Origin of the sequence: Eubacterium sp. 3_1_31, from assembly GCF_964249515.1 — a bacterium.
In the GTDB taxonomy this organism is placed as follows: Bacteria; Bacillota_I; Bacilli_A; order Erysipelotrichales; family Erysipelotrichaceae; genus Longicatena; species Longicatena caecimuris.
The window spans coordinates 65,898-77,412 of the sequence record NZ_CAXUBY010000012.1 but is presented as its reverse complement, the minus strand read 5'-3'; the positions used below and the strand labels follow the sequence as shown (position 1 = coordinate 77,412).

Here is an 11,515-nt window from a genome sequence, read left to right as displayed (position 1 = left end):
TTATATAGCTTAATGAATTCCCAAGAAAGGAAGATATTATTTAATTACCTGTTTCTTGGGTAATTAAATAATACAAGATGTAAAGATGGATGCAAATGTAAAGGAAATTATCAAAATTAAAATGGAAGCCTGTAAAAAGGCATTAGAGAAGAATGGTATGAAAGCGTATCTTGTGGAAGATGCACAGGCTGCCAGAGAATTAGTGAATGCGATGATCAAAGATCATGAAACAGTATGTGATGGTGGGACGATGACATTACAAGAAACCGGTATTTTGGATATGCTAAATCATCGTGATCTTGTGTTTCATTCACACAGTGATCCTACGATGACACGGGAACAAAGTGATGCAGAGGCACGTAAAGCATTTTCAGCAGATACCTTTATCGCCAGTACCAATGCGGTAACTTTGCAAGGAGAATTGGTGAATATCGATGGTCATGGAAACCGGGTCAGTGCTATGATTTTTGGACCGAAGCAAGTCATTATCGTAGCCGGGTATAATAAGATTGTCGAAGATGAAGAGGCGGCAAAGAAACGTATCCGTGAAATTGCTGCTCCAGCCAATAGTGTACGCTTGCATAAGCAGACACCTTGCAGCAAGACAGGAAGCTGTCAGGATTGTTACAGTAAAGATCGCATATGCAGCAGTTATGTTAAGATCAACTATGATAAGGAAGATCGTATCCGCGTAATTTTGATTGCGGAAGCATATGGGTATTAAAAACGATCACGAAAAAAGAGATGAGGAAAAAAGCGTAAAGTATTATCTCATAAGCTTTCTATCATCTCTTTTCTTATGCTATTTTATGCAATAGATAAGGTGTTTAGCAATACTATTGCAAAGAGTGTGAGCTAAGCTTCTCTTGTTATAAGTAAGCGTTTACTCTTTCAAGATCCGTAACACCATTCGGATTATCTTTCCGCATGTTTTCTAAAAGAATAGGAATTTTTGATGGATCTTCTCTAATTGCACAAGCCTCTTCCCATAAAATGCCGACTAATTGTAAATAAGTGACAAGTCCATGAACGCTTTCTACTTCAGGAATCTCATTGTCTTTTATGATAAGTAGCGATGTGATCTTACTATCAGAGCCTCGCTTGATTGGTTCTTGATTACCAAGCACATATTGATTTTCTTCAAAAAAGCGCTTTGTCGTATAGGTATAACGGGCAAGATTTCCCAACATATTACAAGCCCATACACAATCTTCACTGCTATGTTCTTGCAGCTTCATGGTCATTTCATAGCCCCAGCGACTATATGTTTGTCCAAATGCCTGTTCATCGCCATATAGATTGGTCATGCCATAGGTAACAATATGTTGATATCCTTTTGGTGAAGTATAAATACTATAGCCATCCAAATATTCATTTCCTCCAAATAATGCACGAGATGTTAATGTAGTTGCGTAATGTTTTGGCTTTTGATTAGGATAACATTTGGCAAAACTATCCTCAATCACTTCCCAACCCGGCGCAAAATCTTCATCAGCTAATGCTTTTCGATAATCCTCAAATCGCATTCCTGCTACAATCTTTTCCTTACCATGTGCATGGACAATTTTCTTTTTCGGTTTATGAAAAATACGCATAAGGATCCCTCCCTGTTTTTATTTTACCACAAGTGGCTTTGCATACTTTTGTTTTTTATAAAAAATACGAATAAGGCGTTTCAACATACCCATACTAAAGATGAAAAAGGAGTGATGATATGTTTGAACATAAGAAAAAGTTATTGCATCCAGTAAAAGTAGAACGTCCAAATCCGCAATATGCAGTACTAATGCAGGAGCAGTTAGGTGGAAACAATGGTGAATTAAAAGCAGCTTTACAGTATTTATCTCAGAGCTTTCGTGCAAAAGATCCTGTTTTTAAAGATTTATTCTTAGATATCGGTACGGAAGAATTAAGCCATATGGAAATGGTGGCAGAAACGATTAATTTATTAAACGGCGGTGATGTTGATTACAAAAAGGTTGAAAATGGTGAATTAGAAACAATGGTAACCTTTGGTTTAAATCCGGCTTTAGTTAACTCAAGTGGAAATCCATGGACAGCTGATTATGTTACCGTGACTGGCGATTTAGCAGCTGATTTATTAGCGGATATTGCCAGTGAGCAGCGTGCCAAAGTCGTTTATGAATACTTATATCGCCAGATTGACGATAAGTATGTAAAGGAAACAATCATGTTTTTACTTGAGCGTGAAGAAGCGCATAATGCATTGTTCTGTGAGGCGTTGAATAAGATTACGGATGATGGCAGTAACCGTAACTTCGGTATGAGTGAAGATAGTCGTTTGTATTTTGACTTATCGAAGCCAGGACGTTATTTTGATGACCCAGATCCTAAACCGGTAGAAATGGCAAACGCCAAAAAAGGAAAAACGACTGCGAAAAAGAACTAGTGAAAACACTTGGCATGGTGAAGTATTCCCAACTTCATCATGCTTTTTCTATAGGAATGAAGATGTTTATCGAAAAGTTTAAAGATTTACTGAATACGGATGCTTTTCTTTTCGATGATTCAGGTGCTTGCTCATCCATCTGATAATAAAGAAAAAGGGCCTAAGCCCTTTTATTCTTCATCTGCTAAACGTACTTCACTGACACCGGCAATCTCATCCATGATAATTGCCTCAATGCCATCCTTTAAGGTATCACCGATGGACATGCAGCCAACACAGGCTCCTAACAAACGTACACGAACGATGCCATCCGTGAAAGAAACATATTCTACATCGCCACCATCGCGCTGAATGTAAGGACGAATTTTTTCAATAACATTGCGTATTTCATCTTCTTTATTAATCATACATTCACCTACTTTCTATAAATGCAGCAGCTGATACATAAGTAAAGATACGAAAAAGCCTAAGATCATGCCGCCGATAATTTCAACAAATTTATGTCCTAAAACACTTTTGATTTTTTCATGATAAATCGGATCATTTAATTTCAGACCCTTCATACCTTCCAAATCTGATATAAGCTGTTTGGTCAGCTGTATGTTTCGCCCTGCATAATAACGTACATTTGCAGCATCATAAATAACAATGAAACTGAATACACATGTAATCGCAAAATAGGTGGAATCAAAGCCTTCACTCAATCCAATTGCCATCGTCAATGCAGTGACCGTGGAACTATGAGAGCTGGGAAATCCTCCGCATGCAATACATTGATGAATATCTACTTTCTGTGTACGCAAATAAAGGACAACAGGTTTTAAGACCTGCGCCAATACATTGGCAAATAAAGCTGCCAGCAGGGGATATATGGAACTCATGCAAGTATCACCTCATTAAAGAGAAAAAGTTCTCGTCTTCATTATTATAGCACAAAAACCAAAATTATTGATAGTTGTCTGCTTTTTGCCAGCAATTTCTCTTCCTATGATGTAATGTCATATAAAACATATGGAAAGGACTGTTAATTTTAGAAAAGAACGTGCTATAATTAACACGAGCGAAATGAGGTGAGTAGATGCATTATATGGTTGGTGAAGTCGTTGAAGGGGTGATTACCGGCATCAAGCCTTATGGGGCATTCGTCTATTTAGATAATTGTCATAATGGACTGATTCATATTTCCGAAATCAGTGAACGCTTTGTCCGTGATGTGCATACGTATGTGAAAATTAATCAGCGGGTAAAAGTGAAAATTCTTGATATTGATGAAGATGGCACCCACTTCAAACTGTCTTTAAAAGCTGTAGAGGCAAAGAAAGCTCGTTCTATGCGCAAACGCAAGATCATTCATGAATTGCCAAAGATGGAAATAGGATTCACATCCTTGGCAGAAAAGCTGGATTCATGGATTGAGGATGCAAACAGATAAAGGAGAAAAAGCATATGATGAAATTAGACACTACGCATGCATTTTTAAAAGAAGACGTAAAAAGCTATCAGGAAGTCGTTAATAAATATCACGAACAGCTGATGAAGCGTACCGGTAAAGGGAATGACTTTGTAGGTTGGGTAGAATGGCCGCATACCTATGATAAAGAAGAGTTTGACCGTATGAAGAAGGTTGCCCAAAAAATCCGTGAGAAATGTGATGTTTGTATTGTTTGTGGTATTGGTGGTTCTTATCTGGGAGCACGTGCTGCTATTGAAATGATCAATGGCTTGTATGCTGATAAAAAACCAGAAATTATCTTTATGGGAAATACATTCTCCAGTACGTATATCGCACAGGTCCTGAATTATATAAAAGATAAGGAAGTTTGTGTAAACGTTATTTCTAAATCCGGAACAACGACGGAAACAGCATTGGCTTTCCGTTTACTGAAACAGTTCATGGAAGATAAATATGGAAAAGACGGTGCACGTGAAAGAATTGTTGCGACAACCGATAAAGCACGGGGAACATTGAAGGCAATCGCTGATAAAGAAGGCTATGAAACTTTTGTAATTCCAGATGATATCGGTGGACGCTTTTCTGTTATCACACCGGTAGGTTTATTCCCAATCGCTGTAGCCGGTATCGATATTGATGCCATCATGACTGGTTTACAGAAGGCATATGAAGATATGGCGGATCCTGATCTGGCTAAGAATGATGCTTATGCATATGCAGTCTGCCGTCGCATTTTAGAGAATCAGGGCAAAAATGTGGAAATGCTGGTAAGCTATGAATCACAAATGACCATGGTTGCGGAATGGTGGAAGCAGCTGTTTGGTGAAAGTGAAGGTAAGGAAGAAAAAGGAAACTTACCAACAAGTGCAAACTTCTCTACCGATTTGCATTCTTTAGGTCAATTTATCCAAGAAGGTAAAAAAGTACTGTACGAAACCTTGTTGTTAGTAGAAAAACCAACGTTGGATATCACTTTCCCAAGTGATCCTGACAATGCGGATGGCATGAATTACTTAGCAGGTAAATCGGTTGATTGGGTAAATAAGATGGCAGCAAAAGGTACTTTAGAAGCGCATGAAGTAACTGGAAATGTACCAAATCTGATTATTACGATGCCTGATATGAGTGCGGAAAGCTTTGGTTATATGTGCTATTTCTTCTTCCGTGCTTGCGCTATGACTTGTTATATGTTGGATATCAATCCATTCAATCAGCCAGGTGTAGAAGTTTATAAGAAGAATATGTTCCGTTTATTAGGTAAGAACTAAAAAAGCAAATAATAAATCCTAAAAAAGTGCTGTAGCAGGCACTTTTTTTAGGATTTAAATGAAAGTAATACGTAAAGTTAAAGCACAGAAATCATATTCCATGCTGATACTATGCTATACTAAATTATAAAGTTTGTAACGTTTTTATTAGGTTGCGGTACATATAGGTGGAAGGAGGAAAACATAGATGATAGAAGAACTGTATGAAGCATATCACAAGGATGTCTATATCTATATTTACTCCTTGTGTCATGATGCCAGTTTAAGTGAAGATCTGACATCGGAAACGTTTTACCAGATGATCCTATCCTTGCCGACTTTCAAAGGAAAGGCAAGTCTGAAAACATGGTTATTTTCGATTGCCAGGCATGTGACATTCAAAGAATTACGAAAACGTAAAAAAGAAGTGCACTATGATGTCTTGCAAGATGGTTTTGTTGTTGCCGATAAAGATAGGCAACATGACTATGAAGCGCTGATGGAGCAATTGATGGAATGGATGCAGACACAGCCTCTACGAGCAAGAGAAATATTTAAAATGAAACAAGAGGGGTATTCCTATGTGGAAATCGCAGCATTTTTACAGTTAAATGAAAACTCTGTGCGAGTGATTGATTATCGTAATCGTCTATATTTGCGTCAAAAATTAAGTGAGGAGGGATATCATGAAAGATGAATGTCAAATCGTACAAGATCTGCTACCGTTAGTCAAAGATGATGTAGCCAGTGAGGCAAGCATAGTCTTTGTACAAGAGCATTGCCGCCATTGTGAAGAATGTAAAAAGCTGTTGGCGCAGGAAAACATTACCGTCAATTCCCAAGCAATTAAAAAGAAATTAGTAAAACGTTTGCGTATCATGATGGTGGGTGTAATTTGTTTGATGATCCTTTTCGCTTGTTCTTTCTCAGCAACACAATACCAGTTTCATAATTTTCTGCTATTGCCAATAATCGGCGCCTTGGGGTATTGGCTATTGAAACGCTATGTCTTCCTATTATATCTAATGATTCCCATCATGCATCTATTATTAGAAATGATAGATGCATCCTATCAAGAAGCCTTGCTGCCTTATACGCTAATATATTGGTTTTTTATGAGTATTGGCATTCTTATTTATGCTGGTTATGCGTATGCCTTAAGGAGGGAAAACTCATGAAAAAGAAAGTGTTAAAAGTGATTGCATTCATCATCGCAACAGCCGGAGTCATCTTTTTGTTACTGCTTTATAATAGCTTTAATGGTAATTTTATCGCAAAAGAAATAGCAACCAGACATATGAAAGAATATTTAAAAACACATCATACAGAATTAGATATTGCAGATTATGAGGTATCCTATAATTTTAAATCCGGTTCATATGTTATGAAAATAGATGTGGCAAACAGTATAGATAAAGACTTTCGATTATCTTATCGAGGTGATATAGGTATTCAAGATGATTATGATTGGATGGTCTTAGAAAAAGGCAATATGCAAAATCGGGTAGCAGCATTTTTAAATGAAGAAAGATTTGAGCAGCCGGTTTTTGCGCTTGTGGAAAAGCAAGATCTAGATTATATCCTATTACAGATCAAAGATGAAGATAAAGAAAAGGTATTCCCATATGCGAAGATAGCGAATGATACACCGACGGAGACCATTGTGAAAACACAGCCAATCACTTTACGTATTTATGTGAAATCAGAAGCAGCGCAAAAAAAGTATCAAACGAAAAAGATACAGAAACAATGCAAACAAGCGTATGAAAAACTCGGTGTTCATGTTGTGGAAGTGGAAATCGTGTATGTCAACAAACCATAGGGTAAAAAGGAGCTATATACGGCAAACATAGTGAGCATATAGAAGCGTTTCTTTTGTTCGTGTAATGCATGTAAGTACCTTATCAAAAACGAAAAGGTACTTACATGCGAATGGAGTAGCTATTTTTTATTATGACTGGAACTTGTCCTTTAAATTTTGCGAATTTTGTCGAAATTATTTTAGCATGCGAAAAAACCTTTGTTCATAAGCTGTTATTAGTTTTTAGCGAGTGAGAAAGGAAGGGATAGTGAAATTAGCACTAGGAAAACACACGAAACTTTGGTATAATGTAAGCAAGTAAATGTAAACGATTACATAAGAGGAGGAATGCTTGATGAGTAAAAAGTATGTTTACCTTTTCAGTGAAGGAAATGAAAACATGCGTGAGCTGCTTGGTGGTAAAGGTGCCAATCTGGCAGAGATGATGAATCTTGGAATGCCTGTGCCTTATGGTTTCACAGTCACAACCGAAGCCTGCAATCAGTACTATGCAGACAATGAAACTATTAATGAAGGAATTCGCAAAGAAATTTTTGAATATTTAATGAAATTGGAAGAACTGGCTGGAAAACAGTTTGGTGATCCAAAGAATCCATTGTTAGTATCCGTAAGATCTGGTGCGCGTGCATCTATGCCAGGCATGATGGATACCATTTTAAATTTAGGTATGAATGATGAAGTGGTAGAAGGTGTTGCCAAGCTGATGGACAATCCTCGTTTCGCTTATGACTCTTACCGCCGTTTTATTCAGATGTTTGCTGATGTTGTCATGGGTTTAAACAAGGCTAAATTTGAAGAGATCATTGATGAAATGAAAGAAACAAAGGGCGTTGAACAGGATACGGAATTAGATGCTGAAGATATGAAGGTCATGGTAAAACGCTTTAAGAAGTTCTATCAGGAATCTCTAGATGAGGAATTCCCATCGGATCCTAAAGAACAATTGTATCGTGCAATCGAAGCTGTTTTCCGTTCTTGGAACAACCAACGTGCGATTTTCTATCGTAAGATGAACGATATTCCGGGTGATTGGGGAACTGCGGTAAATGTGCAGATGATGGTATTTGGTAATATGGGTGATGATTGCGGTACCGGTGTTGCCTTTACACGTAATCCAAGTACCGGTGAAAACAAGCTGTATGGTGAATTCTTGATGAATGCGCAGGGCGAAGATGTTGTAGCCGGTATCCGTACACCACAGACCATTGATCAATTAAAGGTAATTGCACCTGCTGCTTATGATAAGTTTGTAGAAATCTGTTCTACCTTAGAAAAACATTACAAGAATATGCAGGATATGGAATTTACGATTGAAAAAGGTAATCTATTCATGTTGCAGACGCGTAATGGTAAACGTACAGCAGCTGCCGCATTAAAGATTGCTTGTGACATGGTAGATGAAGGTATGATCACCAAAGATGAAGCATTGATGATGGTAGAACCTAAACAGTTGGATGCCTTATTACATCCACAATTTGATGCAGAAGCTTTAAAGAAGGCAAAACCAATTGCATCGGCATTGCCTGCTTCTCCTGGTGCAGCTTGCGGACAGATCGTTTTCTCTGCTGAAGAAGCAATCGCGGAAACAGCATTAGGACATAAGGTTATCTTAGTTCGTTTGGAAACTTCTCCGGAAGATATTGAAGGTATGCATGTATCTGAAGGTATCTTAACCGTGCGCGGTGGTATGACATCTCATGCAGCTGTCGTAGCTCGTGGTATGGGTGCTTGCTGCGTATCCGGTTGTGGTGATATCGCGATTAATGAAGAAGAAAAATATTTTGAAGTAAAAGGAAACCGCTATAATAAAGGCGACTATATTTCTCTAGATGGTTCTACTGGTAATGTGTATGGTGAAAAGATCAAGACTGTGCCAGCAGAAATCTCCGGTGACTTTGAACGTTTCATGAATTGGGCAGATGAACGCCGGACGTTAAAGGTTCGTACAAATGCCGATACGCCTCGTGATGCACAACAGGCAGTGAAGTTCGGTGCGGAAGGTATTGGTTTGGTTCGTACGGAACATATGTTCTTTGAAGGTGATCGTATCAAAGCGGTTCGTGAAATGATCGTTTCTAAGACAGAAGGTCAAAGAAGAAAAGCGCTGTCGAAATTATTGCCTATGCAAAGAGGCGACTTTGAAGGTATTTATGAAGCAATGCAAGGTATGCCGGTAACCATTCGTTATTTGGATCCACCTCTGCATGAATTCTTACCAACAAGCTCTTATGATATTGCACAGTTAGCAAAAGATATGAAGATCGATCTGGATGAATTGAAAAATGTTATCAGTGGACTTCATGAATTTAACCCTATGATGGGACATCGTGGTTGTCGTTTGGCTATCTCTTATCCGGAAATTGCCGAAATGCAGACAACAGCGGTTATTGAAGCAGCAATTAATGTAAACAAAAAACATCCGGATTGGAACATTGAACCGGAAATCATGATTCCATTAGTTGGTGATAAAGCAGAATTGAAATATGTAAAAGATGTTGTCGTACGTACAGCAGATGAAATTTTAGCAAGAGAAAATATTGATATGAAATACCATGTTGGTACCATGATCGAAATTCCTCGTGCAGCATTATTGGCAGATGAAATTGCCGAAGAAGCTGAATTCTTTAGCTTTGGTACAAACGACTTAACACAGATGACATTTGGTTTCTCTCGTGATGATGCCGGTGGATTCTTGAATGATTACTATGAAAAGAAAATCTTTGAACAAGATCCATTTGCCAGAGTTGACCAAAAGGGTGTCGGCAAACTTATCGAACTGGCAGTAGCCGGCGGACGTAAAACACGTCCAAACATCAAGCTTGGTATTTGTGGTGAACATGGTGGAGATCCAAGTTCTATCGACTTCTGTCATCGTATGGGATTGACCTATGTATCCTGTAGCCCATTCCGTGTACCAATTGCACGTTTAGCTGCAGCACAGGCCGCTATTACGAACGGATAAACTTATGGAATAGTAATTTCCTAATATCAAATAAGGAAGATTAAAGTCATAAATCGTCATTAATGATTTTAACGCTTCCTTTTTCTTTTTAGTGAAAGAAAATTTATGAGAAAGTGATACTTCCTTTAAAATTGCTTTAGATGATGCAAAACATCATGATTGTGACTTCTAATATTATCGAAAGATAAAGGAAAACAGCAAATCGGATAAAACGGTTATGCCGCATCACATGTTAAGGTTAAAAAACACGGTAAGTGATACTAGGTGGTATCGTTCACGTTTATGATATAGATTCATAAAAAATCTAATAGTTATTTTTGAGCGGCTTTGTTATAATGTAAAAAAAGAAATAGTGTGAGGGTATATGGAAAAATTAGAAATTTATGGTACATTAGGTCCAGCATGTGCAAACAAAGAAATACTGAAACAGATGTTTTTCAGTGGTATGAATGGTATTCGATTGAATTTATCACATGTGAATTTAACAGATAGTCAAGAATGGCTGACAATCTTACATGAGGCCGCAGGAGAAGCAAATGTGGAACCAAAACTGTTGATCGATATGAAAGGGCCGGAATTGCGTATAGGAAAATTAGATAAGCCTATACATTTAATCGAAGGAGGTATCGTTTGTTTGGGAACAGAAATAGCAGTTCCTGAACAAGTTTATGGACATGTACCGGTTGGGCAAAGGATTTTATTAGACGATGGTAAATTCTTATTGGAAGTGCAGGAAGTAAAAGGAAAAAATATTATTTGTAAGGTTCTTCATGGTGGTGAACTCACTTCTAGAAAATCTTTGGCACTGCCGCATCAGCATATCCAGATGCCGGTTTTGACACCAAGTGATATGGAAAATCTGCGCCTGGCTAAAAAATATGGAATTACGGGTATTATGCAGCCTTTTGTCAGAAATGCAGAAGATTTAAAAGCATTGAAACAAATAGTGAGAGAATTGGATGCGGAATCTTTAGAAATTTATGCAAAGATTGAAAACATGGATGGAGTCAGACATTTAACAGAATTGCTGCCCTATTGCGATCATATTGTGATAGCACGTGGAGATTTAGGCAATGCCATGCCATTGTATGAATTGCCGATGGTACAAAAACATATCCAGGATATTTGTCATGCTTATCATAAGCCTTATATGGTCGTAACACAGATGTTGCATTCTATGATGACACAACCAACGCCTACACGCTCTGAGGTGAGTGATATTTTTTATGCGGTATATCATGGTGCATCTGGAATTATGCTGACAGGAGAAACAGCAGCTGGAGCTTATCCGAAAGAAGCTATGTCATTTTTTGCACAAACGGCACGTTCGGCTCAAAACGTATTGAAAAGGGAAGCAGCAAATCAGAAAATTCAACATTGAAAATATTTTCAGAAAAAAATTAAATGAAATTTACTTTTTCTGTTGACATTTTACATAGAATGATATATCCTTTTGGTAATGATGAAATAGCATTGATCGGGACCAGATGAAAGATACGTCACACCGTAGAGAATTGCCGGCTGGTGAAAGGCATGTGGACACTGGAATCAACTCACCCGTGAGCTGTGATCTGAACATGCATTGCATAAGTAAGCATCACCGGGACTGCTCTACCGTTAT

The 11,515-nt window shown here is 37.9% G+C and carries 12 protein-coding genes; 9 read left to right on the top strand and 3 right to left on the bottom strand.

Going from position 1 to position 11,515, the window contains the following annotated elements; translation table 11 throughout:
* The first annotated feature begins 85 nt into the window (after positions 1-85).
* Complete coding sequence (locus ACESSZ_RS07020; RefSeq protein ID WP_008689134.1) at positions 86-724, top strand: lactate utilization protein; 639 nt, start codon at positions 86-88, stop codon at positions 722-724.
* Between the two features lie 145 nt (positions 725-869).
* Here the strand turns inward: ACESSZ_RS07020 and ACESSZ_RS07015 are convergent, their stop codons facing one another.
* Positions 870-1,595 (bottom strand): suppressor of fused domain protein, encoded by a 726-nt coding sequence (locus ACESSZ_RS07015; protein ID WP_008689133.1) that lies wholly within the window; start codon positions 1,593-1,595, stop codon positions 870-872.
* Positions 1,596-1,714: 119 nt separating this feature from the next.
* Here ACESSZ_RS07015 and ACESSZ_RS07010 point away from each other — a divergent pair, with 119 nt between their 5' ends.
* Complete coding sequence (locus tag ACESSZ_RS07010) at positions 1,715-2,410, top strand: manganese catalase family protein (RefSeq protein WP_008689131.1); 696 nt, start codon at positions 1,715-1,717, stop codon at positions 2,408-2,410.
* A gap of 170 nt (positions 2,411-2,580) precedes the next feature.
* On the opposite strand, the gene ACESSZ_RS07005 is transcribed toward ACESSZ_RS07010, so the two are convergent.
* A complete protein-coding gene (locus ACESSZ_RS07005; RefSeq protein WP_008689129.1) occupies positions 2,581-2,817 on the bottom strand; it encodes a NifU family protein in 237 nt (78 codons plus the stop codon).
* 15 nt (positions 2,818-2,832) lie between these two features.
* The gene (locus ACESSZ_RS07000; protein ID WP_008689128.1) at positions 2,833-3,291 is read right to left on the bottom strand and encodes a divergent PAP2 family protein; all 459 of its coding nucleotides are present in this window, start codon (positions 3,289-3,291) and stop codon (positions 2,833-2,835) included.
* Between the two features lie 197 nt (positions 3,292-3,488).
* On the opposite strand from ACESSZ_RS07000, the gene ACESSZ_RS06995 reads away from it, so the two are divergent.
* The 7 genes from ACESSZ_RS06995 (at position 3,489) to pyk (ending at position 11,275) form a co-directional block, all read left to right on the top strand.
* Positions 3,489-3,842 carry a CvfD/Ygs/GSP13 family RNA-binding post-transcriptional regulator gene (locus ACESSZ_RS06995; RefSeq protein WP_008689127.1) on the top strand — a complete coding sequence of 118 codons (354 nt, stop codon included), beginning with the start codon at positions 3,489-3,491 and terminating at the stop codon, positions 3,840-3,842.
* Positions 3,843-3,856: 14 nt separating this feature from the next.
* Positions 3,857-5,131: a glucose-6-phosphate isomerase gene (locus ACESSZ_RS06990; protein WP_008689126.1), complete on the top strand. Its 1,275-nt coding sequence runs from the start codon at positions 3,857-3,859 to the stop codon at positions 5,129-5,131.
* Positions 5,132-5,318: 187 nt separating this feature from the next.
* Complete coding sequence (locus ACESSZ_RS06985; RefSeq protein ID WP_008689125.1) at positions 5,319-5,807, top strand: RNA polymerase sigma factor; 489 nt, start codon at positions 5,319-5,321, stop codon at positions 5,805-5,807.
* Entirely contained in the window at positions 5,797-6,288 is a 492-nt protein-coding gene (locus ACESSZ_RS06980) for a zf-HC2 domain-containing protein (RefSeq protein ID WP_008689124.1), read from the top strand. The genes ACESSZ_RS06985 and ACESSZ_RS06980 overlap by 11 nt, the downstream gene beginning before the upstream one ends.
* Positions 6,285-6,932, top strand: a complete 648-nt coding sequence (locus ACESSZ_RS06975) for a YfjL-like protein (protein ID WP_008689123.1) — start codon at positions 6,285-6,287, stop codon at positions 6,930-6,932. Before ACESSZ_RS06980 ends, ACESSZ_RS06975 begins: the two co-directional genes overlap by 4 nt.
* A 334-nt stretch (positions 6,933-7,266) precedes the next feature.
* The gene (gene ppdK / locus ACESSZ_RS06970; protein ID WP_008689122.1) at positions 7,267-9,894 is read left to right on the top strand and encodes a pyruvate, phosphate dikinase; all 2,628 of its coding nucleotides are present in this window, start codon (positions 7,267-7,269) and stop codon (positions 9,892-9,894) included.
* Between the two features lie 364 nt (positions 9,895-10,258).
* Positions 10,259-11,275 carry a pyruvate kinase gene (gene pyk / locus ACESSZ_RS06965; protein ID WP_008689121.1) on the top strand — a complete coding sequence of 339 codons (1,017 nt, stop codon included), beginning with the start codon at positions 10,259-10,261 and terminating at the stop codon, positions 11,273-11,275.
* Positions 11,276-11,515: the final 240 nt, after the last annotated feature.

Excerpts from the sequence above, each read along its gene's own strand:
- ACESSZ_RS06980 (WP_008689124.1), top strand. The coding sequence starts at position 5,797 with ATGAAAGATGAATGTCAAATCGTACAAGATCTGCTACCGTTAGTCAAA.
- ppdK (WP_008689122.1), top strand. The coding sequence starts at position 7,267 with ATGAGTAAAAAGTATGTTTACCTTTTCAGTGAAGGAAATGAAAACATG.
- ACESSZ_RS06975 (WP_008689123.1), top strand. The coding sequence starts at position 6,285 with ATGAAAAAGAAAGTGTTAAAAGTGATTGCATTCATCATCGCAACAGCC.
- ACESSZ_RS07015 (WP_008689133.1), bottom strand. The coding sequence starts at position 1,595 with ATGCGTATTTTTCATAAACCGAAAAAGAAAATTGTCCATGCACATGGT.
- ACESSZ_RS07005 (WP_008689129.1), bottom strand. The coding sequence starts at position 2,817 with ATGATTAATAAAGAAGATGAAATACGCAATGTTATTGAAAAAATTCGT.
- ACESSZ_RS06985 (WP_008689125.1), top strand. The coding sequence starts at position 5,319 with ATGATAGAAGAACTGTATGAAGCATATCACAAGGATGTCTATATCTAT.
- ACESSZ_RS06995 (WP_008689127.1), top strand. The coding sequence starts at position 3,489 with ATGCATTATATGGTTGGTGAAGTCGTTGAAGGGGTGATTACCGGCATC.
- pyk (WP_008689121.1), top strand. The coding sequence starts at position 10,259 with ATGGAAAAATTAGAAATTTATGGTACATTAGGTCCAGCATGTGCAAAC.
- ACESSZ_RS07010 (WP_008689131.1), top strand. The coding sequence starts at position 1,715 with ATGTTTGAACATAAGAAAAAGTTATTGCATCCAGTAAAAGTAGAACGT.
- ACESSZ_RS07020 (WP_008689134.1), top strand. The coding sequence starts at position 86 with ATGGATGCAAATGTAAAGGAAATTATCAAAATTAAAATGGAAGCCTGT.
- ACESSZ_RS07000 (WP_008689128.1), bottom strand. The coding sequence starts at position 3,291 with ATGAGTTCCATATATCCCCTGCTGGCAGCTTTATTTGCCAATGTATTG.
- ACESSZ_RS06990 (WP_008689126.1), top strand. The coding sequence starts at position 3,857 with ATGATGAAATTAGACACTACGCATGCATTTTTAAAAGAAGACGTAAAA.